Origin of the sequence: Streptomyces sp. NPDC096324, from assembly GCF_044763015.1 — a bacterium.
Classification (GTDB): Bacteria; Actinomycetota; Actinomycetes; order Streptomycetales; family Streptomycetaceae; genus Streptomyces.
Genome location: NZ_JBIWFK010000002.1, coordinates 41,459 through 64,396, shown reverse-complemented (window position 1 = coordinate 64,396; position 22,938 = coordinate 41,459). Strand labels below are relative to the sequence as shown.

Below are 22,938 nucleotides of genomic sequence, written 5' to 3'. Positions count from 1 at the left end.
TGAGTTTTCGGACGAGGATCGGTCGACAGAGGTGACGACGCTTTCCGCCCGAGGAGGTACACATGCCCGCCGACGGTTTCACCACCTGTCTGTGGTTCGACGGCCAGGCCGAGGAGGCCGCGCACTACTACGTCTCGATGTTCAAGCACTCCCGGCTCGGCCGGGTCGGCCGCTACACCGAGGCCGGGCCCGGGACGCCCGGTTCCGTGCTGGCCGTCGAGTTCACGGCCAACGGCCAGAAGTTCGTCGCGGTCAACGGAGGCCCGCAGTTCACGTTCGACGAGGCGATCTCGTTCCAGGTCCACTGCTACGGCCAGGAGGAGGTGGACCACTACTGGGACAAGTTCGTCGAGGACGGGGGCGAGGCGGGTCCCTGTGGTTGGCTCAAGGACAAGTACGGACTGTCGTGGCAGATCGTCCCGGACGGGCTCATCGAGCTGCTCGGCGACGCGGACACGGAGAAGGCGGCCCGTACGGCCCAGGCGATGTACAAGATGACCAAGCTGGACATGGCGGCTCTGGAACGGGCGCACGCGGGGGAGTGACCGGCGCCCCGGGCGACCGGCGGCGCCCGCCCGCCGGCCGGGACGGGGAGCCTGTCCCGGCCGGCCGGGGCGCCTCAGGCGGGGTGGCCGCGCGGGTGGATCCGGGCCGCCAGCACCGCCACGTCGTCCTCCGCGTGCCGGGCGTCGAGCGCGACCAGCACCTCGTCGAGCAGGGCGTCGACATCGGCACCCGGGGGAAGCCGCAGCGCGGCCAGCCGTTCCAGCGACGCGTCGATGTCCTCGTCGCGGCGCTCGACGAGACCGTCGGTGAACATCACCAGGGTGTCGTCGGGGGAGAGCCTGCGGACCACCTGCTGGTAGCCGCCCACCCCCGTGCCCAGCGGCGGCCCCACCGGCAGCGGCAGCAGTTCGCCCGAGCCGTCACCCGCGAACACCACCGGCGGCAGATGCCCGGCACCCGCGATCACCGCGATTCCGCGCGCCGGATCGACCCGCACGAGCAGACAGGTGGCCGGGCGCCTGCTGCCGTCCTCGGCGACCGCGGTGTCCAGACGGCGCAGCACCCGGTGGGGCGGAAGATCCGTGGAGGCGACGTAGCGCAGCATCGAGCGGTACGCGTTCATGTCCACCGCGGCGTCCAGGCCGTGGCCCATCACGTCGCCGACGACCAGCAGGGTGCGCCCGAAGTGCAGCCGTACGGTCTCGAACCAGTCCCCGCCCACCAGGGAACCGCCGCCCGCGGGCAGATAGCGGGTGGCGAGGTCGAGGTTCGGATGCGGGCGGCCCGGTGCGGCGAGCAGCGCCCGCTGGAGGTCCAGGACCGTGCCGCGGAGGGACGCGTGCTCGCGGGAGTGGCCGAGGTGCACCGCCGCGAGCCGTGCCGCGTGGTGGGCGCCCGCCACGTCGGCGCCGGTGAACGGCGCGCCCTGCCGGACGGCGAGCAGCACCCCGTACAGGCGTCCGTGCGCGAGCAGCGGCACGGCCATGACCTGTCGGGGTGTGCGGCCGGACAGGTCGATCGAGGCGGCGACCGGACGGCCCTCGTCGAGCGCCCGGACGGACAGTGGGCGGGGGCCCTCCGACGGGGTGAGCAGCCGGGTGCGGCCGGCCTCGGCCACGCGGGTGAGCTCCGGGTCCGGAGGACGCCGGCCGGCCGTCACGTCCTTGGTCAGCAGGTCCACCGCGGCGGTCTCGCAGAAGCGCCGGCACATGAACGCGACGAGTTCCTCGCAGGTCGTGTGTTCGTCGAGCGTCGTGCCGATCGACTCGACGGCGTCCTCGGAGGCGTCGGACGGCACCCCCGCACCCGCCGTCCTGGCATTGCCCCGGCCCGCCATCACACCTCCACCGCAGCACTCCCTGTGTCCATCCACGCACGCGGCCGTCCGGCCCGCACGCTCAGTTCCGCGGCGGTCGGTCGTTCACCAGGACCGCCGCGCCGTCGAAGCGGCCCGCCTTGAGGTCGCGCAGCGCCCTCGGCGCTTCCTCCAGGGGATAGGCGTGGGTCGTGGCGCGGATCCCGTGGCGGGCCGCGAGTGCCAGGAAGTCCCTGCCGTCCTCACGCGTGTTGGCGGTGACGCTGCGCAGTTCCCTCTCCTGGAACAGGTCGCTCTCGTAGCGCAGCGGCGGGATGTCGCTCAGGTGGATGCCGGCCACGGACAGGACACCGCCGCGGTCGAGTGCCCGCAGGGCGACCGGCACCAGTTCACCGGCCGGCGCGAAGAGGATCGCGCTGTCCAGCGGTTCGGGCGGCTCGTCGTACGCCCCGCCGGCGGAGGCGGCCCCCAGGTCGAGCGCCAGCCGTCGCGCGGCCGGATCGCGGGTGAGTACGTGCACGGTGGCGCCCTCGGCGAGCGCGAGCTGCGCGCAGAGGTGGGCGCTGCCGCCGAAGCCGTACAGACCGAGCCGCCCGCCCGGCGGCAGCGCGGCCCTGCGCAGGGCCCGGTAGCCGATGATGCCCGCGCACAGCAGCGGGGCCAGGGCGACGTCGTCCACCCCGTCGGGAAGCCGGTAGGCGAAGTCGGCCGGGACGGTCGTGTACTCCGCGTAACCGCCGTCGGCGTCCCAGCCGGTGTACTCGGACGCCGGGCAGAGATTCTCGGACCCGCGCAGGCAGTACCCGCAGGTGCCGTCCGTACGGCGCAGCCAGGCGACCCCGACCCGGTCGCCCGGGGCGAAGCCGCTCACCGCGCCGCCGGTCGCCGCCACCACGCCGACGGCCTCGTGGCCCGGCGTCACTCCGGCGCGGTGCACGGGCAGGTCGCCCTCGGTGACGTGCAGGTCGGTGCGGCACACCCCGCAGGCACGGACGTGGACCAGGAGCTCGTCGGGGCCGGGCACCGGCACCGGGCGCTCGGCGAGGCGCAGCGGTTCCCCCTCGACCGGCCCCGGCCGTACCACTTCCCATGCCCGCATCATCCCGTTCCCCGTCCCGTCGACGGCCGGACCGGCCCGCCTCCAGTGTCCTGCGGGGCCCGCGGTTCGGCGCGCGGCCCGGGTGAAGGCTGGCTAGCGTGAGCAGCGCAATCGTTCACCGAACAGGAGAAGGTCGGGTCATGGCCGTACAGCCTGAAGGAACGCCCTGCTGGGCGGACGCGATGTTCAGCGATGTCGAAGGGGCCAAGAGCTTCTACGGGGACGTGCTCGGCTGGACGTTCGGCGAGTCGTCCTCGGAGTACGGGAACTACACGCAGGCCTACTCCGGCGGCAAGGCCGTGGCCGCCGTCGTACCGCCGATGCCGGGGCAGGAGGGCCAGTCGGCCTGGTGTCTGTACTTCGCCTCGCCCGACGCGGCGGCGACCGCCGAGAAGATCAGGAGCCAGGGCGGCGAGGTGCTGATGGAGCCGATGCAGGTCGGCGAGTTCGGCACCATGGCGCTGGCCCGGGACCCCGGCGGGGCCGTCTTCGGCGTCTGGCAGGCGGGCGTCCACGAGGGCTTCGACTCGATCGGCGAGCCCGGCTCGTACGCCTGGGCCGAGGTCTTCACCCGTGAGCCGGAGAAGTCCGACGCGTTCTTCCCGGCCGTCTTCCCCCTCACCGCCCAGCAGGTGCAGGACGACGCCGTGGACTTCCGCGTCTTCAACAGAGACGGGAAGCCGGTGCTCGGCCGGATGAGGATGACGGACGACTTCCCGCCCGAGGTGCCCTCGTACGTCAACGTCTACTTCGCCGTCGAGAACTGCGACGAGGCGGTGTCGAAGGCGACGGCGCGCGGCGCGGTCCTGCGCTTCGGGCCGATGGACAGCCCCTTCGGCCGGTTCGCCGCGCTGAGCGACCCGCAGGGCGCGTCGTTCTCCGTCATCGACATGAAGACGACCCAGGGCGAGATGCCCGAGATGAAGGACGTGTCCTGACGCCCGTCCGTGGCAGCCACCCCGCCGGTCACCGGCGGGGTGGCTCCGGTGCGAGCCGCTCCGTGCGCGGGGCCCTCGGCCGGGCGTGGCATGATCGGGGTCATGCCTGAACGTGTTGTTGCCGCCTGTGACGGGGCTTCGAAGGGAAACCCGGGACCGGCCGGATGGGCCTGGGTCGTCGCCGACGGGGACGAGACCCCCACCCGCTGGGAGGCGGGGCCGCTGGGCACGGCGACGAACAATGTCGCCGAACTGACCGCGCTGGAACGCCTGTTGACCGCCGTGGCCGCTGATGTGCCGCTGGAGGTCCGGATGGACTCCCAGTACGCGATGAAGGCCGTCACGACCTGGCTTCCGGGCTGGAAGCGCAAGGGCTGGAAGACGGCCGCGGGCAAGCCCGTCGCCAACCAGGAACTGGTCGCCCGGATCGACGAACTCCTCACCGGCCGCTCGGTCGAGTTCCGTTACGTCCCCGCCCACCAGGTCGACGGCGACCGCCTGAACGACTTCGCCGACCGTGCCGCCAGCCAGGCCGCTGTCGTGCAGCGGGCCGCGGGCAGCGACCTCGGGTCCCCGGAGCCGCCCGCATCCCCCGACACCCCGGCCGCCTCGGGTGCCGCCCGCCGCCGCCCCGCGGCCAAGGCGTCCCGGCCGGGCACGTCGAGCCGCACCATCAAGGCCAAGTTCAACGGCCGTTGTGTGTGCGGCCGTTCCTACGCCGCGGGCGAGCCCATCGCCAAGAACGCGCAGGGCTGGGGTCACCCGGAGTGCCGGGGCGAGGCGCAGGGCGGCGCCTGACCCGGCACCGTTTTCCGTGACGCGGGCGCGTCTTCGCGCCCGCGCCTCGGCCACGACGGGAGGCCGCACACCCTGTCATCGAGCCGTAGTGGCTTCCGTGATCGTGCCGGTGCGGACCGGAAGGCCGAGCAGGCCGCGGGATCGCATCGAGGGCCTCCACCGCAGTTCGCCCGGCGGCACGTCGAGGGCCAGGTCGGGGAAGCGGTCGAGGAGCGCGGACAGCGCGATCTCGGTTTCCATGCGGGCCAGCGGAGCGCCGAGGCAGTAGTGGATGCCGTGGCCGAGGGCGAGGTGACCGGTGGCGTCGCGGTCGATGTCGAAGTGGTCGGGGTCGGTGAAGCGGTGTGGGTCCCGATGGGCGGCGGCGAGGGACAGCAGGACCGTCTCGCCGGCGGGAACCGTTACGCCGCTGATGGTGACGTCCTCGGTCGGAAACCGGCGGACGGCCAGAGGCATCGGGCCGTCGTACCGGGCCAGCTCCTCCACCGCCGCGCTCATGCGCGTGGGGTCGGCCCGTAGCCCGGCCAGCTGGTCGGGGTGGCGGAGCAGGGTCAGGACCGCGTTCCCGATGAGATGAACGGTGTTCTCGTACCCGGCGAACAGGATGAGGAAGGCCAAGGACATCAACTCGTCCTCGCTCAGCCGGTCTTCCTCGTCGCGTACGGCGATCAGCGCGGAGAGCAGGTCGTCGGTCGGAGCGGTTCGCTTGTCGGCGATGAGCCGGGTGAGGAAGGACACCATGTTGCCGACCGCTTCCTCGGCGAGGGAGGGCCGCGTCGGATCGGGAGCGACGAGAGCGTCGGTCCATGAACGGAAGTCGAGCCGGTCGGTCGGGCCTATGCCGAGCAGGTCGCAGATCACGGCGATCGGCAGCGGCGCGGCGTACGAGGCGATCAGGTCCACGCGTTCAGCAGCGGCGACCGCGTCCAGCAACTGGTCAGCGGTGCGCTGGATCGGCTCGCGCAGCCGCTCGATCCGGCGCGGGGTGAAGGCCCGGGTCACCAGGCGCCTGATGCGGGTGTGGTCCGGTGGGTCCATGTTGAGCAGGTTCGCGTCCAGCGCCGGGGGTAAGGCCATGCCTCGGTAGCCGCCGGGCAGGGCGTTGCGCTTGTCCAAGGACAGCCGCGGGTCGGTGAGAGCCTCGCGTACGTCGTCATAGCGGGTCACCAGCCAGGCGGGCAGTCCGTCCGTCCCGGTGCTCCGGTGAACGGGCCCGGCTTGGCGGAGCTGTGCGTAAACGCTGTACGGATCGCGGGCGAGTCCCACGGGGTCGACGGAAGCCTGGGGAGCGGGGGTCGCATGAGTCATACCCCGACCCTACTTTTTGGTGATCCGCGCCGAGCGGCGCCGCCTGGATGTGCGGCGCTCCATGATCCGCAGGGTGGCCGAGCGGTGTGCATCAGGGCCTCGCCGGTGGGCGGGTCCTGGTTCTCGTGATCCCGCTCGACTCCGCAGCCCCGCGGTGGGCGACGCCGTCGGAGTCGACGATCGGGTCGGTGGCAACCGGCGCGCCCGTGTGAGCCGGTCCTCCCGGAGGCCCGGCGGTCACGGGCGCGGCCAGGATCAGACGGTGTCGAACGTGTAGAACGCGGAGTGGTCGAGCAGATCGGCCGGCCGGGTGTCGTTCCACGGCTTCATCGTCTCGCCGAGGTCGATGACGTTCGGGGTGTCCTTGAGCGGCAGATAGCCGGAGCCCGGGTGCCGGCGCTGCCACTGGGCCCACAGCCTGTCTATGAAGGCGTGGTGGAGCCAGAACACCGGATCGTTGGGCGAGACGCCCGTGCCCATCTGGCCGCCCACCCACACGTGCACCCGGTTGTGGAGGTTGACGCCCCGCCAGCCTTCGAGGTGATTGCGGAAACCGTCCGACGCGCTGTTCCAGGGGGCCATGTCGTACGTCGTCATGGCGAGCACGGAGTCCACCTCGGCGCGGGTCGGCAGCTCCCGCACCCCGCTGCCCAGCGACCTGCGCAGGTAAGTGCGGCTGTCGACACGGACGTTGACCGGCCAGTTGCCCGCGGAGGCGGCGAACGGGCCGTCCATCACCCGGCCGTCCAGGCTGCGCCCGGTGCCGCCGAGGAAGTCCGGCGCCCACAGGGACGCCCGCGCCGTGCGGTCGGTGCTCCAGTCCCAGTAGGGCAGCGCCACCGAGGGGTCGACGGCCTGGAGGGCCCGCTCGAACTCCAGAAGGAATCTGCGGTGCCAGGGCAGGAACGACGGTGAACGGTGGCCCGTCCGCTCGCCGTTGTCGGTGTCGCCGAGGATGAACGCGTTGTGCGTCGTGACGAAGGTGTCGTACGTGCCGCTGCGCTTGAGCTGCAGCAGCGCGTCGACGAATCGCCGCTTCTCGTCGGCGGTCAGGCTCGCCTGGTTCTTGCGTACGGTCATGTGCGGGACTCCACGATCTGCTTGCGGGTGGTTCAGTTGGCGGCGAAGGGCACGAGCGGCGCCCCCTGCAGCTCCACGACGGCGGCACGGGCCGCGTCGCGCGGGGTGGGTACGGGGTCGTAGTGGCTGACGACGCTGATCCAGCTCCCGTCGGCGTTGCTCATCACGTGCAGCTCGGCGCCGTCGATGAACACGGCGTATCCACCGTGGTGTTGGTGGCCGCCCCCGGTCACCGGGCGGCCTTCTATGCGGCGTCCCCGGAAGACCTCGTCGAAGGGTTGCGGGCCGCCGTGGTGGTGCTCGCCCATCGACTCCCGTGCGGCGGCCGGCCCGTTCGGGGACGCGGACGCGGGGGGTGCGGCGAGGGCCTGGGCACCTGCGCCCGCGGCGAGCGCGGCGGCGGCGCCGAGGGCACGGCGGCGAGTGAGCTCCGGCATGCGGAGACCTCCTGTGATCAGCGGTGTTGATAACCCGATATGCCTATCGGGTCGCCAAACAACAGGAGAAATCGCCGAATGTCGGTTGGCTGTGATCCGGACAATCGCGGATATGTCATGCAGAGTTGAACAAAGATGATCTTGCTGTCCGGGGTGCCCGCCGCGCACCCGTCGACGGAAATCCTGCGGTGGGAGGGTCCCGCGTCGATGATCTTGCGGTGGCGGCCGTCGGCTCGTGGCGCGGCTCACGTCCGTGATCTGGCGTGAACTGCGGGCGCGACACCCCTGCTACTCTTCGTGATCAATTGACCGCATTGTGCAACATAGGGGAGTGCGCGTGAAGATCGCGTGCGTCGGTGGCGGACCCGCAAGCCTGTACTTCTCGATCCTGATGAAGCTCCAGGACCCGTCCCATGACATCACCGTCCACGAACGGAACCCGGCCGGCTCGACGTACGGCTGGGGTGTGACCTACTGGGCGGGCCTGCTCGACAAGCTGCGCGAGGGCGATCCGGCGTCCGCGCTCGCCGTCAGCGAGAACTCGGTGAGCTGGAGCGACGGCGTCGCCCACGTCGGCGCCCGCACGACCGTGGCCCCGGGGGACGAGGGATTCGGCATCGGCCGCCGGCGGATGCTCGACCTGCTCGCGGAGCGGGCCGGCTCCCTGGGGGTCCGAGTCGAGTACGAGAGCGAGATCGCGGCCGACGAGCTGCCCGAGGCCGACCTCGTCGTCGCCGGGGACGGGGTCAACAGCACCCTGCGCGAGCGCCATGCCGACCACTTCGGCAGCGAGATCAGCCACGGACGCAACCAGTACATCTGGCTCGGCACGACGAAGGTCTTCGACGCGTTCACCTTCTCCTTCGTGGAGACGGACCACGGCTGGATCTGGTGTTACGCGTACCGGTTCGGCGACGACCGGAGCACCCTGGTCATCGAGTGCTCCCCGGAGACCTGGACCGGCCTCGGGCTCGACAGCGCCGGCGACGCCGAGGGTCTCGCGCTGCTGGAGAAACTCTTCGCGGACCTGCTGAGCGGGCACAGGCTGATGGGCCGGGAGCGGTCCGACGGCGCGGCCCCGTGGCTCACCTTCCGCACCCTGACCAACCGGACCTGGCACCGCGGCAATCTCGTCCTGCTCGGCGACGCCGCCCACACCACGCACTACTCGATCGGCGCCGGCACCACCCTCGCCCTGGAGGACGCCATCTCCCTGGCCCGAGCGCTGCGGGAGCACCCGGACCTCGAGACGGCCCTGACCCGGTACGGGCGGGAGCGCAGGTCCGAACTCCTGCCGGTGCAGAGCGCGGCCCGCCACAGTGCCCAGTGGTACGAGAACCTGTCGCGCTACATCGGTCTTCCGCCGACGCAGATGTTCGCCCTGCTCGGACAGCGTCACTCGCCGCTGCTGCCGTACGTCCCGCCCCAGCTCTACTACCGGATCGACCGCGCGGCCGGCCGCCTGGAGGCGCTGCGCCGCTTCAAGCGCTGGCTCGGGCCCCGGGTCGCCCGCGGCGTACAGGCTCGCGCCCAGCGATAGGACGCCTGGTCCGGGCCGGGTGACGGGCCCGTGCCCGGCGACAGGAGGTGTCGTCCGGGCCGGGTGACAAGCCCCCGCCCGGTGCCAGGGCTCCTCGTCCGGGTCGGGTGGCACCGGCCCCGGCGCCTGTCGGACGGCCGTCCGGGAAGCGGACCCCACTTGGGGTGAATGACAATTCACCGGTAAGGTGAATTGTCATTCACCTCATTTCTTCATGTCTACTCCTGGAGTGCCGATGGCGGCCCTGCGCGAGCGGCTCGCGATCCCTGTCCTGGCGTTCGGCGGGATCCTCATGGCCGTCATGCAGACGGTGGTCGTCCCCCTGCTGCCCGACCTGCCGCGGCTGACCGGCGCCTCGGCGGGCGCGGTCTCCTGGATGGTGACGGCGACCCTCCTCGCCGGAGCGGTGCTGACCCCGGTCCTCGGCCGCGCGGGAGACATGTACGGCAAGCGGCGCGTGCTGCTCATGGCCCTCGGGATGATGACGGTCGGCTCGCTGATGTGCGCGCTCACCTCGGACATCGGCGTCCTGATCGTGGCGCGGGCGCTGCAGGGCGCCGCGGCCGCCGTGGTCCCGCTGTCGATCAGCATCCTGCGCGACGAACTGCCTCCCGAGCGCACGGGGTCCGCCGTCGCGCTGATGAGCTCCACCGTCGGCATCGGCGCCGCCCTCGGCCTGCCGCTCGCCGCCCTCCTGGTGCAGTACGCCAACTGGCACGTCATGTTCTGGGCGACGACCGCGCTCGGCGTCTTCGGGACCGCACTGGCCTGGTGGGCGGTGCGCGAGTCACCCGTACGCGAGCCGGGCCGCTTCGACACCCTGGGCGCGCTGGGCCTGGCCACCGGACTGGTGTGTCTGCTGCTCGCCGTGTCCCAGGGCGGCACCTGGGGCTGGACCAGCCCAAGGATCCTCGGCCTGTTCGCCGCCTGCGCGGCCGTCCTCACCCTGTGGTGGCGTCAGCAGCTCCGCGCCGAACGCCCCCTCGTCGACCTGAAGCTGGCCGCCCGTCCGCGCGTCGCCCTGCCGCACATCGCCGCGCTGCTCACCGGCTTCTCCTTCTACGGCAACTCGCTGGTCACCGCCCAGCTCGTGCAGGCGCCCACGGCCACCGGCTACGGACTCGGCCTGTCCATCGTGGCGACCGGCCTGTGCCTGCTGCCCGGTGGCGTGACGATGCTGCTGCTGTCGCCCGTCTCGGCGCGCATATCGGCGGCCCGCGGTCCCCGGATCACCCTGGCCCTCGGCACGGCGATCATCGCCTCCGGCTACGTCCTGCGGATCGCCGACAGCCGGGACCTGTGGGCGATCATCCTGGGTGCCACGGTCTGCTCGATCGGCACGACCTTCGCCTACTCCGCCCTGCCCACCCTGATCCTGCGGGCCGTGCCCGCCGGGCAGACCGCGTCCGCCAACGGCGTCAACGTCCTGATGCGCACCATCGGCCAGGCCGTGTGCAGTGCCGCCGTGGCCGCCGTGCTCGTCCACCACACGAGCCTCCTCGCGGGCGCCCCGGTGCCCACCCTGCACGGCTATCTGCTGGCCTTCGCGATGGCGGGTACCGTCGCATTGGTGGCCTGTGCCGCCGCGCTGTCGATACCCACCGACCCCGCCTCCCGCGAGACCCCGCGAACCGGCCGCCGCACCGACGCACCCCGTGACGAGGCCCTCGAAGGAGCCTGAGCACCGTGACCACCCCCCACTCCGGTCTCACGGCGTCCTCGTCCACCCCGGGACCGGGCGAGCCGCCGGCCGCCGCCGCTCCGTCACGCCGGGAGCGGCCGGAAGCCGCGCCCGCCCCCCGCCGTGACGCCGAGGCGAGCAAGGCGGCGATCCTGCGCGCGGCCCGGTATCTGCTGGCCCGGCACGCGCACGCGGACATCACGCTCAAGGCGGTCGCCGACCGGGCCGGGGTGAGCGCGCCGCTGATCCTCAAGTACTTCGGCAACAAGGACGCGTTGTTCGCCCGCGTGATGTCCTTCGAGTCCGACGCCGACGCCCTGCTGGACGCCCCGCTGGAGGAACTCGGCCGGCACATGGTCCGCCATGTCCTCGAAGGCCAGACGCAGCGCGGTGCCGACCCCGTCCTGCGGATCGTCTTCGCCCCGCTCCAGGGGGAGCAGGGCGAGACACTCCGGGCCAACTTCCGCGCCCAGGTCAGCGAGCGTCTCGCCGGGCGGCTGAGCGGGCCGGACGCGGGCCTGCGCGCCGAACTGGCCGTGAGCACCCTGCTCGGCCTCGGCGTGATGTACGGGATCGCGCGGGGCTCGCACCTGCGCGCCACCCCGGTCGACGCCATCGTCGACCGGTACGCGCCCGCCGTGCAGGCGCAGCTCGCGCCATGAGCCGGCGGGCCCGGTGGGAGTGCGGGTGCGGCCGCCGCGCCGGTTCACCCCTGCGGTGCGACAGTGGCCGCGCCGGGCCGGTTCCCCTGTGACGCGGCAGCGGCGGCCACGCCGGGCCGGTTCCCCTGTGACGCGGCAGCGGCGGCCACGCCGGGCCTGTTCCCCCGTGGCGCGGTAGCCGTCGCGCCGCTCAGTTCACCCCGTCCGGGCGGAACTGCACGCTGATCCGGGGCCCCGCGGCCCGCGCCGTCTTGGGGATCGCGTGTTCCCAGGTGCGCTGGCAGGAGCCGCCCATCACGATGAGGTCGCCGTGGCCCAGCGGGCGCCGGACCGTGTCCCCGCCGCCGCGCGGCCGGAGCAGGAGATCACGCGGGGCGCCCACCGACACGATGGCGACCATCGTGTCCTCGCGGGCGCCCCGGCCGATCCGGTCCCCGTGCCAGGCCACGCTGTCGCGGCCGTCCCGGTAGTAGCAGAGCCCCGCAGTGGTGAACGGCTCGCCCAGTTCCCCGACGTAGTGCGCCGACAGCGTGTCCCGGGCCTCGTCCAGGACCGGGTGCGGCAGCGGATCGTCCGCGCGGAAGTACGCGAGCAGCCGGGGTACGTCCACCACCTGCTCGTACATCTGGCGCCGTTCGGCCCGCCAGGGGACCTCGGCGGCCAGGCGGCCGAAGAGCTCGTCCGCCCCGCTCAGCCAGCCGGGCAGCAGGTCGATCCAGGCCCCCTCGCCCAGCGTGGTGCGCCGCAGGCCGTCCAGCGGGCCGAGGCGGAGTTCGTCGGTCTGGTCGAAGAGCGAACCCTGGAGATGCGTGGACATGAGGCCAGCCTACTCCGGAATCGAATAAATGTTCCATTGCCTGGGGGTGCCCACGGTCACCAGGGGACGGGTCCCGACGCGTCGAAGAAGCCGCCGGTCGGTCCGTCCGGGTTGATCAACGCCATGCGCACGATGATCTCGGCGCCCTCCTCCACGGTCTGGAACCCGGTGTTGCCGTTCAGATCGGTGGCGGTGAAGCCCGGTTCCACGGCGTTGACACGGATCCCGGGGAACGCCTTCGCGTACTGCACGGTGATGGTGTTGACGGCGGTCTTGGACGTGGGATAGGCGACGCCCGGGTAGGCGTGGGCCGGGTCGGCGGGGTCGGTGATCCGGGCCAGCGAGGCCAGGCCGCTGCTGAGGTTCACCACGACCGGGGAGGCCGACCGCTGGAGCAGGGGCAGGAAGGAGTGGAGGACCCGGACGACACCGAAGACGTTCGTCTCGAACAGCTCGCGCATCATGCCGGCGGTCACCTCCACCGCGCCGATCACGCTGTTCCCCGTGCCGCGCCCCTCGACGCCGGCGTTGTTGATCAGGACGTCCAGACCGCCCTCGGCCTCGACGGTCTTGGCGGCGGCGGCGACGGACGCGTCGTCGGTGACGTCGATGACGACCGGGCGCGCTCCGAGCTCCGTGGCCGCGCGCCGTCCGCGCTCCGGGTCCCGGCTGCCCACGTAGACGGTGTGGCCCTGCGCGACGAGCCGGCGGGCCGTCTCGAAGCCGAGGCCCTTGTTCGCTCCGGTGATGAGTGTGGTGGTCATGTGTCCACACTCCGGCGGATCGCGGCCCACAGCCAGGAGTCCGGTCTTCCTGGGACCGGCGGTACCAGGCGCGTTCGCCCGGGTGGGTGCACAGTGGGTGGCATGGCGAACACGGAGTTCGGGCGTACGGTACGACGCTGGCGTGACCGCGTCACCCCGGAGGCCGTCGGCCTGCCCGGGGGCGGCAACCGGCGCGCGGCCGGTCTGCGCCGCGAGGAGCTGGCCCTGCTCGCCGGCATCTCGGTCGACTACGTCACCCGTCTCGAACAGGGGCGGGCTGCCCATCCCTCGGAGCAGGTCGTCGAGGCGCTGGGCCGGGCGCTGCGGCTGTCCGGGGCCGAACGCGAGCACCTCTTCCAGGTGGCCGGACTGGTGCCGCCGGGCCGTGGCATGGTGCCGGCCCACATCACCCCGGGCGTCCACCGGCTGCTCGACCGGCTGAGCGGGACGCCCGTCGCGGTGTACGACGCGGCCTGGACCCTGCTGCTGGCCAACCCGCTGTACGGGGCCCTGCTCGGCGATCCCTCCGGGTGGAGCGGCAACGAACGCAACGGTGTGTGGCGCAACTTCGTCGGGCCCGGCAGCCGGGTGCGGCACACTCCCCGGGAGCGGCGCGCCTTCGAGGCGACGCTCGCCGCCGACCTGCGTGCCACCGCGAGCCGGTACCCGACGGACCGGCGCCTCGGGCAGTTGATCGAGGACCTGTGTGCGAACAGCGTGCGCTTCGCGGAACTGTGGGAGTCCGGGGCCGTCGCCCGCCACGACGCGTCCCGCAAGACCATCGACCACCCGCAGGTCGGCACCGTGACGCTGGACTGCGATGTGCTGAGCGTCGCGGGCAGCGACCTGCGGATCATGGTCTACACCGCAGAGCCCGGTACGGAGGACGCCGAACGCGTCGCCCTCCTCGGCGTCCTCGGGACGCAGGCCCTGGTGGAGTGATCGCGCGGTGTCGCCCGGCTATGACACCGCGTGGCCGCAACGCGCCCTGGCCGCAACGGCGCGTTGCTACGACACCCGCTGCTCGGCCAGTACTTCGCGGATCACGTGCTCGGCGTTGCCCGCGATCACCGGGTTCGTGACGCGGTAGTACGGGAGTTGGACGAGGGCCATGGACAGGGCCCAGCCCCGGCCGCGCGCCCAGCCGGAGTCGTCGGCGCCGGCCGCCTCCCGGAAGGCGGGCCGCACCGCGACGGGCAGGAGGTTCCAGGCCGGGATGAAGTCGCACGCCGGATCGCCGGTGCCGAAGGTGCCGAAGTCGAGGACGGCCGCGAGACGGCCCCCGCGGACCAGGAGGTTCATCGGCATCAGGTCCGAGTGGAGCCAGCGCGGCGGGCCCGTCCACGCGGGTGCCGCCAGTGCCTCCTCCCAGGCCGCCGTCGCGGCCCCGGTGTCGACGCTGCCGCGGAGGTCGTCGATCGCGGAGCGCGTCTCGGCGTCCACCGCCGTCAGCGGGGTGCCGCGATAGGCGTCCGGCCCGCCGGTCAGGTCGATCCCGCGCAGGGCGGTGACGAACGCCCCCAGATCGGCGGCCAGTTGCCCCGGGTCGGTCAGGGCGCCGGGCGCCGGGGTGTCGCCGTCGAGCCAGCGCAGCACGGACCAGTGCCACGGGTACTCGGCGGTCGGGGTGCCGAGGCCGAGGATCTCGGGGACGGGGAACGGCAGCATCGGGGCGAGTCGCGGCAGCCAGGCGTGTTCCTTGACGGCGTCGTCGGCACCGTCCGCCACGCGCGGGAGGCGCACGACCATGTCGTCGCCGAGACGGTAGAGGGCGTTGACGGTACCGGCCGACGGCACGCGCTTCAGGGGGAGCCGGGCCCACCGCGGGAACTGTCCGGCCAGCAGGCGCCGTACGAGCGCGTCGCCGATCAGCGTTTCGCCCGCGTGCATCGGCGCTGTGGGCAAGGGTGCCTGCTTTCCGTGGAGGGGCGCTGCCTGTCGCCATCCTCCGAGCCCTCCGGACCGCCGTGCAACGTGTTTTGACGCGGCCAGGCAACCTTCCCGGCGCGATCGTCGTCTTGATCGGCAACGGGCGCGTGGCACACGGTCCTTCCTGAAGCTCACTTCACGGACGGAAACCGGCCGCACTATACCCCTTGCGTATACATGCCGTGTATACGTCGTGTGCATAGCCGGATCGCCGCACGTCACCGCCTTGAACGAGTCGACAACAGCAACACCACCGGGCCACGCCCGTATGCGGACGGACGGTGGCGGACGGAAAGGCACTCATGTACGGCAAAGCCTTCGCCCCGGAGTACCAGGGCGCCTTGACCACCCTGTCGGTGAACTCCTCGCTGACCGACGTCCTCGCGGCGGGCACCGAGCAACTGCGCGCCGCCGAACGGTCCGGCGCCCGCGCGGAGGCCGCCCGGTCGGGCCTCGCGGTCGCCGAGGCGCACCGCCGGCTCGGGCAGGTGACGGACGCCGAGCGGGCGTGGAAGGCGAGTTACCGCACCGCCCGGGAGGCCGGGGACGGCTCCGCGATGGCATGGGCGCTGTGGAGCGGCGGCACCCTGGCCCGCCAGCGCGGAGCGTTCCCGCTCGCGTGGCGGCTGCTGCGCCTGGCCGCCGAACTCGGCGGACGGGCGGGGGACGTCGTGGTGCGCGGTTATTCGCTGGCCGGCATGGCGGAGACCGGCCGCATCCAGGGCGACTACGCGGCCGTGACGGAGCTGCACGAGCAGTTGCTGGCCGAGGCCCGCAAGCGCGGCGAGGCCCGGCACACCGTGTGGGCCCTGGAGGGCATCGCCCAGATCCACCGCAACACCGGCGCGTACGACCGTGCTTACGCGATGTTCGAGGAGGCGGCCGGGATAGCCGCCGGCGCCGAGGACCGGCGCGGCCACGCCTGGGCGCTGCGAGGACTCGCGGACATCGTCTCCGTGCGCGACGGGGACACGGACCGCGCGCTCGGCCTGCTGAGCGAGGCCGAGGTCTCCTGCCGCGCGATGAAGCTGTCCGGCGCGCTCGCCTACAACCACAAGATGCGCGGCAACGTCCTCTACCGTGCCGGGCGTTACGAGCAGGCCCGCGACGTGTACGCGGGCGCCCTGGCCGAGTTCGAGACGATGAGCGAGCCGCGCGGCACGGCCCTGTCCCGTCTCGGCCTGGCCAAGTCCCTCGCCCGCCTCGGCCGTGACCAGGCCGAAACCGCCGCCGAACTGGACGAGTTGGCCGTGACGCTGGAGGGCATCGGGCTGCGGCACGCTCACCGGATGGTCGAACGGGCGCGCACGGAGCTCGGGTTGACGACCGGGACCGACGAGACGGAGGCCGCGTGACGACCACCCCGGCCCTCTACCGAGTGCCCGCCCCGGCGGCCCCGGCCTCCACGCCGCCGCCCGCCGCCGCGCAGGTGTTGCGCCGCTGCCGTGACCTCGTTGCTCCCGCACTGTCGGAGGCGATCGGCACGCTGCACCCCTGGGTGGCCGAGATGGCCCGGTACGCGCTCGGCCGCTGCGAGGTCGGCGGCGCCCCCGCCGATCACAACCAGGGCAAAGGGGTACGCCAGGCGCTGGCCGTTCTCGGGGCGGAAACCGTCTCCGGACCGGCCGGGGCGGGCGTGCCCGCGGCCGTCGCCGTGGAGCTCGTGCATGTCTTCTCGCTGCTCCACGACGACATCATGGACGGTGACGCGCTGCGCCGCGGCCGGCCGGCCGTGTGGAAGGCGTACGGCACCGGTCCCGCCGTTCTCGCGGGTGACGCGCTGTTCGCCCTGGCCGTCGAGACCATGGCTGTCACTCCCCGAGCCGGTTCAGCCGTACGGCAGTTGACCACCGCGCTCGGGGACCTGGTGCGCGGCCAGGCCGACGACCTGCTGTTCGCCGACCGGCCCTGGACCGGACCCGACGCGGTCGGGGCGGGGGAGTACGAGGTGATGGCGGACGGCAAGACCGGTGCCCTGCTCGGCTGTGCCCTGGCACTCGGCGCCCGGCTGGCCGGAGCGCCGGACCGGACCGTGACCGTGCTGGACCGCGCCGGACGCCACCTCGGCGTCGCCTTCCAGATCGCCGACGACGTCCTGGGCATCTGGGGTGATCCCTCGGTCACCGGCAAGCCGGTCCACAGCGACCTGCGGCAGGGGAAGAAGACGTTCCCGGTGCTCGCGGCACTCGGCGGAGCCGGGTACGGCGAACTCGACGAACTCCTCGCGGTCGCGGACTCCTTGGACGAATCAGGGGTCCGCCGTGCGACGGCCCTCGTCGAGCGGGCCGGGGGCCGCGCGGCGGCGGTGCGCGCGGCACGCCGCCGGCTCGCCGCGGCGGACACGCTCCTCGCCGGACTTCCCCTCGCCCAGGAGCCCGCGGTGGAACTCCGCACCCTGCTGTCCGCCCTGGCCGACCGCACGATCTGAGACCTCCCGGATTCCCGGTCTCACCCGGGCCGTCGGTCTCACTCGGGCTGTCGGTCTCACTCGGGCTGTCGGTCCCGCCTCGGCTGTCGGTCCCGCCGCGGCCGCCCGCCTCGGCCGTCGGTGTCGCCTCGGCCGTCGTCCCGCCTCGGTCGTCGGTTTCACCCGGCCCTCGGCCTCCGCTCCGCACGCCCGTCCCCGGCCGCTCCGGGCCGGGCCGGGTCCGTGCGACATCGGTCACATGCGGAGGTTGATCGGCCCGGCCAGGCAACCGTCGCCATCCCTCGCACATCTGTCCGGTCGGGAGCCGGCAGCCCCCGCGGTGCGCAACGGCGCCGCGTCGTAGGGCGGTTGGTCTTCCGGCCGTCCCTGTACGAAGGAACTCAGTGCGTAGACCCCACATACGCCGCGTGGCGATCGCCGTCGCCGTGACGACGGCCGCCACGCTCCCCGGTCCCGCCTTCGCCGCCGCGCCGAACGGGCCCGCCCGTGCGGCGAGTTCGGCCTCGTCGCCCGTGGCCGCCGCCAGGGCGGCGGCGTTCGCGCACGCCTCGGCCACCGGTGTCACCAGCGGCGACACCCTCCAGGCCAAGGACGTGATGACGGACCCGGACGGCAAGCGGCACGTCCGCTTCGTCCGTACCCACCAGGGCCTTCCGCTGCTCGGCGGCGACCTGGTCGTCCACCTCGGCGCGCGGGGCGAGTACCTCGGCGTGACCCGGGCCGCCGACCACGTGGTGAAGCCGTCCACCGTCGAGGCGGAGCTGACGCCCGGTCAAGCGGTGCGGAAGGCCGAGGCCGTCGCGAAGGGCGACGCGGACACGGCCCGGCTCGTCGTGGACGCCCGCGACGGCGCCGCCGCCCTCGCCTACCAGGTGATCGTCACGGATAGCGACACCGCGGAGGCCGGAGGATCGAGCACGGTCGTCGTGGACGCCCGTACCGGCAGGATCCGCAGCAACACCCCGAACACGGACGAGTTCATCTCGCCGTCCCTGGCGGCCACACTGCGCGAGCGCGGCGAGAGCGCGAGCCCGCAGACCGGTATCGCGGCCGGTGCCGCCACCGCCGGGCTGTCCGGCCTCACGGGCATCGCCGCGGCGGGGCACTACCCGGCCACGGCCAAGGGGAGCGGGTCCTCCCTGTTCGCCGGCAAGGTGTCCCTGACCACCACCCGCACCGCGCGGACCAGCTATGTGCTCAAGGACCCGACCCGGTGGAACACCGAGACCCGGGACGCCAGGGGCCAGGAACTGGAGTCCTTCGCGCGGGGCAAGGCGTTCACCGACGGCGACAACAAGTGGGGCAACGGCACCACCTCGGCCCGGACCACCGCCGCCGTCGACGCCCAGTACGGCATCACCCAGACCCTGGACTTCTACAAGAAGACCTTCGGTCGCAAGGGCATCAAGAACAACAGCGCCGGTGCCCGCGGGATGGTCCACTTCGGCAACAAGGTCGGCAACGCCTTCTGGGACTCGTACTGCGGCTGCATGGCCTACGGCGACGGCGACGGCCGGGTGTTCAAGAAGCCGCTCGTCGTCCTCGACGTGACCGGCCACGAGCTGACCCACGGGGTCGTCGACGCGACCGCCGCCCTCGAACCCACCCGGGTCGACGAGGACGGCAACCAGTACGGCGAGGCGGGTTCCCTCAACGAGTCGCTCGCCGACATCTTCGGCATCAACGTCGAGTTCTCCGCGAACAACCCGAAGAACCCGCCGAACTACCTGATGGGGGAGAAGCTGGGCCTCGCCCAGAAGTTCCTGCGCCGCATGGACCACCCGTCCCTCGACGTGCTCGAGGAGTCGATCGACTACTGGTCGCCCGCCGTGTACGACGCCGAGGTGCACGCCGGCTCCGGTGTCTCCTCGCACGCGTTCTACCTGCTCGCCGAGGGCAGCGGCCGCAAGACGATCAACGGCGTTGCGTACGACTCGCCGACGTACGACGGTTCCCGGGTGACCGGGATCGGCCGCACCAAGGCCACCGCCGTCTTCTACCGGGCGCTCACCCGGTACATGGTCTCCACGACCGACTTCCACGACGCGCGGAAGGCGACGCTGAAGGCCGCCGCCGATCTGTACGGCGCGAGCAGCGCCGAGTACAAGGCGGTGGGCAAGGCCTGGGCCGCCGTCAACGTCACGGCCGCCAACACCCCGGCCGCCCGGCGCTGACGTCCTGCTCCGGCAGACGAATCGAGGGGCCCCGCCGACCGACCGGCGGGGCCCCTCGCGCCGTGCGCCCGGATCAGTGCTGCTGCGTCTTCTGCGGGGTCGCCTCACTGGGACGTACGACGACGTAGCCCTCGCCCTCCAGCTTGAGCTGCACCGCCTCGCCCGAACCCCCTCGGATCATCGAGCCGATCGACTGCGAGCGGTGCAGCGAGGTGCGCAGGTGGGCGGTCCAGCCGACGACCGCGTCGGTGTCGACGAACACCGGCTGCTGCTGGGAGACGGGTATGACGAGCGGGTTGCCCTCGCAGATCAGCCCCAGGCTGCCCTGACCGGTGAAGACGCTGTTGAACAGACCGCCCCCGGTGATGCCCGCGCCCTTGACGGTCTTGATCTCGTACGACAGCGAGGCGTCGAAACACAGGACGTTGCGGCCGTTGACCGTGAAGACGTCGCCGGGTTCGATGCCCACGATGAAACAGTTCTGCGCCTCGTGCGCGAACCAGGCCTCGCCCTGCCCGCGGACGGTCATGAGCGGAAGTCCCTCACCGGTGACCGCCCGCTTGAGCATGCCGCCCACGCCCTGGCCCTTGCGCTCGAACTGGAGACTGCCCCGGTAGGCGACCATCGCGCCCTGACGCGCGAACATCTCGCCCTGGACGGCGTACTTGATGGACTTGGCGTTCTGCACGGTCATGCCCGCCGCGACGGCCGGCTGCACCATGTGGTCACTGGAAAAGAGATCGCTCTTCATGCGGGCATCCTGTCGCGGAGGTTGGGGCTCCGCCAGGGTCGTGGCGATCTTGCGACGAACGGTGACCGAGTCACGACATGACGCGGGCCGGCCCGGGTCAACCGGACCGGCCCACAAGGGAGTTGTCAGGCGGCGGTGGGCGCCGAGACGTGGCCGTGCAGACGGTCCAGGACCTCGGAGAGCTGCGCCGCGACCTCGGCGTCGTCGGCCGGGTGCGTCTCGGCGAAGCGGACCACGGAGCCGGGGACGGAGAGCTTGATGTCCTCCAGCACGGTGCCGCCGGCGATGCCCACGGCCTTGCGGGCCTCGTCCTGCGCCCAGACGCCGCCGAACTGGCCGTACGCGGTGCCGACCACGACGACCGGCTTGCCGGTGAAGGCGCCCGCGCCGTACGGACGGGACAGCCAGTCGATGGCGTTCTTGAGGACCGCGGGGATGGTGCCGTTGTACTCCGGCGAGAACAGCAGGAACGCGTCGGCCTTCCCGGCCGCGGCGCGCAGCTGCGCGGCGGCGGCGGGCACGTCGCCCTCGACGTCGATGTCCTCGTTGTAGAAGGGGATCTCGGCCAGGCCCTCGAAGAGCTCGACCTCGGCACCCTCCGGGGCGAGCTTGACGGCCGCCTCGGCGAGCTGGCGGTTGTGGGAACCGGCGCGCAGGCTGCCGACGAGGGCGAGGATGCGAACGGACATGGATATCTCCCGGGGGGATGGAAACGCTGAAACACTGCCGCAATAAAACGGACCGGAGTCCGGTTCAAGGTCTACCACCGAAGCGGACCGCAGTCCAGTTGGCCCCGGATGCCGTTACGCTGGCTTCATGTCCCAGCCACTTCCGCCGTTCCCGAAGCGACCGGAATCATCCGACGAGCCCGTCCTCATGCAGCTCACCGCACCCGAGGCCACCCCGCTGCGCGCCGACGCCGCCCGCAACCGCGCGCGCCTGCTGGAGGCCGCGGCCCGGCTGGTCGAGGAGCAGGGAGTGGCCAAGCTCACGATGGAAGCCGTCGCCTGCGCGGCGGCGGTGGGCAAGGGGACCGTCTTCCGGCGCTTCGGTGACCGCACCGGCCTGCTCATGGCCCTGCTCGACCACACGGAGCAGCGCTTCCAGACCGCCTTCATCAGCGGTCCGGCCCCGCTCGGCCCCGGCGCGTCGCCGGTGGAGCGCCTGCACGCCTTCGGATGCCACGCCCTGCGCCAGACCTCCGAGCAGCTCGACCTGTACCTCGCCGCCGAACCCGAGGTCACCCGCCGCTTCACCTCCGCGCCGTACCGGGTCCGCTTCATGCACGTGTGCATGCTGCTGCGCCAGGCGAACCCGGGACCGGACACGGACATCGAGCTGGTCGCCCAGACGCTGATGGGCTACCTCGACCCCGCGCTGATCGGCCACCTGACCCGCCAGCGCGCCATGCCGCAGGAGCGCCTGGAGGCCGGCTGGCGCGACCTCGTGAACCGAAGCGTCGGCCCGCGCCCGGTCCTCTAGCCGGGCCGGCTGGGCGACCCCCGGTACGAGTCCGTCTGGCGTCCCCGCACCGGGCGGGCGGACAATGGGTTCCATGGGGCACCGCCTCGAGGACGTGAGCGCACCCGCCCGGATCGCCGGCCCGGACGAGGGCATCAGCGCCCAGGAACTGGCACTCGCCGCCCGGAACCACGGACTGCCGCTGGAGGCCCTGCGCTACGAGGTCACCCCTCCGGGCCTGCACTACGTACTGACGCACTACGACATCCCGTACGCGGAGGAGGACTCCTGGCGGCTCGTCCTCGGCGGGCGGGTGCGGCGCCCGCTGCTGCTCGGTGTCGACGACCTGAAGGTGTACCCGGCGGTCAGGCAGCGGGTGACCATGGAGTGCGCGGGCAACGGCCGGGCCCTGCTGACACCCCGGCCGGTGAGCCAGCCGTGGCTGGTGGAGGCGGTCGGCACGGCCGAGTGGACGGGTGTGCCGCTGCGCCTCCTCCTCGCCGAGGCCGGACCCGAACCGGACGCGGTGGACGTGGTGTTCAGCGGAGCCGATCACGGCGTGGAACGCGGGGTCGAGCAGGACTACCAGCGCGCCCTTCCGCTGGACGTGGCGCGCGGCGAGGAGCCCGAGGTCCTGGTGGCCTACGCGATGAACGGCGCCCCGCTGCCCCCGCAGCACGGGCATCCCGTCCGGCTGGTGGTGCCGGGCTGGTACGGCATGGCGCAGGTGAAGTGGCTCCGGGACATCACGGTGACGAGCACGCCGTTCCGGGGATTCCAGCAGACCGTGGCGTACCGACTGCGGCAGGAGGCCGCCGACGAGGGCGAGCCGGTCACCCGAATCGCGCCGCGCGCCCTGCTGGCCCCGCCGGGCTTCCCCGACTTCATGTCGCGGGCGCGGGTGGTCCCGCCGGGCGCCGTCACCCTGACCGGACGGGCCTGGTCGGGCCGGGCACCCGTGACCGGCGTCGAGGTCAGCACGGACGAGGGGCGCTCCTGGCACCCGGCCCGGCTCGACCCGCCGAACGATCACCCATGGGCCTGGCGGGCATGGCGGTTCACCTGGACGGCGACCCCCGGCCGTCACGTCCTCAGCGCCCGGGCCACCGACGCCGAAGGCCACACACAGCCACTCGACCAGCCGTGGAACCGCGGCGGCTTCGTGAACAACCTCGTCCAGCGGGTCCCCGTGCACTGCCTGGGCCCCGGCGACGACGGATGAAGCCGCCGACGCGGACCACGCGCGGCA

General features: G+C 72.6%; 22 protein-coding genes. 12 read left to right on the top strand and 10 right to left on the bottom strand.

Annotated elements, in window-relative coordinates:
• Nucleotides 1–62 precede the first annotated feature (62 nt).
• Nucleotides 63–545, top strand: coding sequence for a VOC family protein (locus ACIQ7M_RS03815; protein WP_403639341.1), 483 nt, complete (start codon nucleotides 63–65; stop codon nucleotides 543–545).
• A 74-nt stretch (nucleotides 546–619) separates the two neighbouring features.
• Here ACIQ7M_RS03815 and ACIQ7M_RS03810 read toward each other — a convergent pair whose 3' ends face one another.
• Together ACIQ7M_RS03810 and ACIQ7M_RS03805 are read right to left on the bottom strand one after the other, a co-directional pair.
• On the bottom strand, nucleotides 620–1,804 hold the full coding sequence (locus ACIQ7M_RS03810; protein ID WP_403639339.1) for a PP2C family protein-serine/threonine phosphatase: 1,185 nt from the start codon (nucleotides 1,802–1,804) through the stop codon (nucleotides 620–622).
• Between the two features lie 100 nt (nucleotides 1,805–1,904).
• A complete protein-coding gene (locus ACIQ7M_RS03805) occupies nucleotides 1,905–2,921 on the bottom strand; it encodes a zinc-binding alcohol dehydrogenase family protein (RefSeq protein ID WP_355774117.1) in 1,017 nt (338 codons plus the stop codon).
• A gap of 140 nt (nucleotides 2,922–3,061) precedes the next feature.
• On the opposite strand from ACIQ7M_RS03805, the gene ACIQ7M_RS03800 reads away from it, so the two are divergent.
• Together ACIQ7M_RS03800 and ACIQ7M_RS03795 are read left to right on the top strand one after the other, a co-directional pair.
• Entirely contained in the window at nucleotides 3,062–3,859 is a 798-nt protein-coding gene (locus ACIQ7M_RS03800; RefSeq protein WP_386976271.1) for a VOC family protein, read from the top strand.
• Between the two features lie 90 nt (nucleotides 3,860–3,949).
• On the top strand, nucleotides 3,950–4,657 hold the full coding sequence (locus ACIQ7M_RS03795) for a ribonuclease H (protein WP_403639336.1): 708 nt from the start codon (nucleotides 3,950–3,952) through the stop codon (nucleotides 4,655–4,657).
• A gap of 75 nt (nucleotides 4,658–4,732) precedes the next feature.
• On the opposite strand, the gene ACIQ7M_RS03790 is transcribed toward ACIQ7M_RS03795, so the two are convergent.
• From ACIQ7M_RS03790 to ACIQ7M_RS03780, 3 genes are all read right to left on the bottom strand, one after another.
• Nucleotides 4,733–5,965 carry a cytochrome P450 gene (locus ACIQ7M_RS03790; protein ID WP_403639334.1) on the bottom strand — a complete coding sequence of 411 codons (1,233 nt, stop codon included), beginning with the start codon at nucleotides 5,963–5,965 and terminating at the stop codon, nucleotides 4,733–4,735.
• 255 nt (nucleotides 5,966–6,220) lie between these two features.
• Nucleotides 6,221–7,045 carry a tyrosinase family protein gene (locus ACIQ7M_RS03785; RefSeq protein WP_403639332.1) on the bottom strand — a complete coding sequence of 275 codons (825 nt, stop codon included), beginning with the start codon at nucleotides 7,043–7,045 and terminating at the stop codon, nucleotides 6,221–6,223.
• Between the two features lie 32 nt (nucleotides 7,046–7,077).
• The gene (locus ACIQ7M_RS03780) at nucleotides 7,078–7,482 is read right to left on the bottom strand and encodes a tyrosinase cofactor (protein WP_355774132.1); all 405 of its coding nucleotides are present in this window, start codon (nucleotides 7,480–7,482) and stop codon (nucleotides 7,078–7,080) included.
• A gap of 337 nt (nucleotides 7,483–7,819) precedes the next feature.
• Between ACIQ7M_RS03780 and ACIQ7M_RS03775 the strand changes: the two genes are divergently transcribed.
• The 3 genes from ACIQ7M_RS03775 to ACIQ7M_RS03765 all read left to right on the top strand — a co-directional run bounded on the left by ACIQ7M_RS03775 (nucleotide 7,820) and on the right by ACIQ7M_RS03765 (nucleotide 11,365).
• Complete coding sequence (locus tag ACIQ7M_RS03775) at nucleotides 7,820–9,022, top strand: FAD-dependent monooxygenase (RefSeq protein WP_403639330.1); 1,203 nt, start codon at nucleotides 7,820–7,822, stop codon at nucleotides 9,020–9,022.
• 214 nt (nucleotides 9,023–9,236) lie between these two features.
• On the top strand, nucleotides 9,237–10,703 hold the full coding sequence (locus ACIQ7M_RS03770) for an MFS transporter (RefSeq protein WP_355773317.1): 1,467 nt from the start codon (nucleotides 9,237–9,239) through the stop codon (nucleotides 10,701–10,703).
• Between the two features lie 149 nt (nucleotides 10,704–10,852).
• The gene (locus ACIQ7M_RS03765) at nucleotides 10,853–11,365 is read left to right on the top strand and encodes a TetR family transcriptional regulator (protein WP_355773321.1); all 513 of its coding nucleotides are present in this window, start codon (nucleotides 10,853–10,855) and stop codon (nucleotides 11,363–11,365) included.
• A gap of 190 nt (nucleotides 11,366–11,555) precedes the next feature.
• Here the strand turns inward: ACIQ7M_RS03765 and ACIQ7M_RS03760 are convergent, their stop codons facing one another.
• On the bottom strand, nucleotides 11,556–12,182 hold the full coding sequence (locus tag ACIQ7M_RS03760) for an alpha-ketoglutarate-dependent dioxygenase AlkB (RefSeq protein ID WP_403639328.1): 627 nt from the start codon (nucleotides 12,180–12,182) through the stop codon (nucleotides 11,556–11,558).
• 56 nt (nucleotides 12,183–12,238) lie between these two features.
• The gene (locus ACIQ7M_RS03755; RefSeq protein WP_403639326.1) at nucleotides 12,239–12,946 is read right to left on the bottom strand and encodes an SDR family NAD(P)-dependent oxidoreductase; all 708 of its coding nucleotides are present in this window, start codon (nucleotides 12,944–12,946) and stop codon (nucleotides 12,239–12,241) included.
• 102 nt (nucleotides 12,947–13,048) lie between these two features.
• Here ACIQ7M_RS03755 and ACIQ7M_RS03750 point away from each other — a divergent pair, with 102 nt between their 5' ends.
• Nucleotides 13,049–13,888, top strand: coding sequence for a helix-turn-helix transcriptional regulator (locus tag ACIQ7M_RS03750; RefSeq protein ID WP_403639324.1), 840 nt, complete (start codon nucleotides 13,049–13,051; stop codon nucleotides 13,886–13,888).
• Between the two features lie 66 nt (nucleotides 13,889–13,954).
• On the opposite strand, the gene ACIQ7M_RS03745 is transcribed toward ACIQ7M_RS03750, so the two are convergent.
• Nucleotides 13,955–14,836 carry an aminoglycoside phosphotransferase family protein gene (locus ACIQ7M_RS03745; protein WP_403640867.1) on the bottom strand — a complete coding sequence of 294 codons (882 nt, stop codon included), beginning with the start codon at nucleotides 14,834–14,836 and terminating at the stop codon, nucleotides 13,955–13,957.
• Between the two features lie 341 nt (nucleotides 14,837–15,177).
• Here ACIQ7M_RS03745 and ACIQ7M_RS03740 point away from each other — a divergent pair, with 341 nt between their 5' ends.
• The 3 genes from ACIQ7M_RS03740 to ACIQ7M_RS03730 all read left to right on the top strand — a co-directional run bounded on the left by ACIQ7M_RS03740 (nucleotide 15,178) and on the right by ACIQ7M_RS03730 (nucleotide 19,477).
• Nucleotides 15,178–16,230, top strand: coding sequence for a hypothetical protein (locus ACIQ7M_RS03740; protein WP_403639322.1), 1,053 nt, complete (start codon nucleotides 15,178–15,180; stop codon nucleotides 16,228–16,230).
• The gene (locus tag ACIQ7M_RS03735) at nucleotides 16,227–17,303 is read left to right on the top strand and encodes a polyprenyl synthetase family protein (RefSeq protein ID WP_403639320.1); all 1,077 of its coding nucleotides are present in this window, start codon (nucleotides 16,227–16,229) and stop codon (nucleotides 17,301–17,303) included. The genes ACIQ7M_RS03740 and ACIQ7M_RS03735 overlap by 4 nt, the downstream gene beginning before the upstream one ends.
• Nucleotides 17,304–17,686: 383 nt before the next feature.
• A complete protein-coding gene (locus ACIQ7M_RS03730) occupies nucleotides 17,687–19,477 on the top strand; it encodes a M4 family metallopeptidase (RefSeq protein WP_403639318.1) in 1,791 nt (596 codons plus the stop codon).
• Between the two features lie 73 nt (nucleotides 19,478–19,550).
• Here the strand turns inward: ACIQ7M_RS03730 and ACIQ7M_RS03725 are convergent, their stop codons facing one another.
• Both ACIQ7M_RS03725 and ACIQ7M_RS03720 read right to left on the bottom strand, forming a co-directional pair.
• Nucleotides 19,551–20,228 (bottom strand): AIM24 family protein, encoded by a 678-nt coding sequence (locus ACIQ7M_RS03725; protein ID WP_386976241.1) that lies wholly within the window; start codon nucleotides 20,226–20,228, stop codon nucleotides 19,551–19,553.
• Between the two features lie 125 nt (nucleotides 20,229–20,353).
• Nucleotides 20,354–20,917 (bottom strand): NAD(P)H-dependent oxidoreductase, encoded by a 564-nt coding sequence (locus ACIQ7M_RS03720; RefSeq protein ID WP_403639316.1) that lies wholly within the window; start codon nucleotides 20,915–20,917, stop codon nucleotides 20,354–20,356.
• A gap of 127 nt (nucleotides 20,918–21,044) precedes the next feature.
• Here ACIQ7M_RS03720 and ACIQ7M_RS03715 point away from each other — a divergent pair, with 127 nt between their 5' ends.
• Together ACIQ7M_RS03715 and ACIQ7M_RS03710 are read left to right on the top strand one after the other, a co-directional pair.
• The gene (locus ACIQ7M_RS03715) at nucleotides 21,045–21,710 is read left to right on the top strand and encodes a TetR/AcrR family transcriptional regulator (RefSeq protein ID WP_403639314.1); all 666 of its coding nucleotides are present in this window, start codon (nucleotides 21,045–21,047) and stop codon (nucleotides 21,708–21,710) included.
• A 73-nt stretch (nucleotides 21,711–21,783) separates the two neighbouring features.
• Nucleotides 21,784–22,911, top strand: a complete 1,128-nt coding sequence (locus ACIQ7M_RS03710) for a sulfite oxidase (protein ID WP_403639312.1) — start codon at nucleotides 21,784–21,786, stop codon at nucleotides 22,909–22,911.
• Nucleotides 22,912–22,938 lie beyond the last annotated feature (27 nt).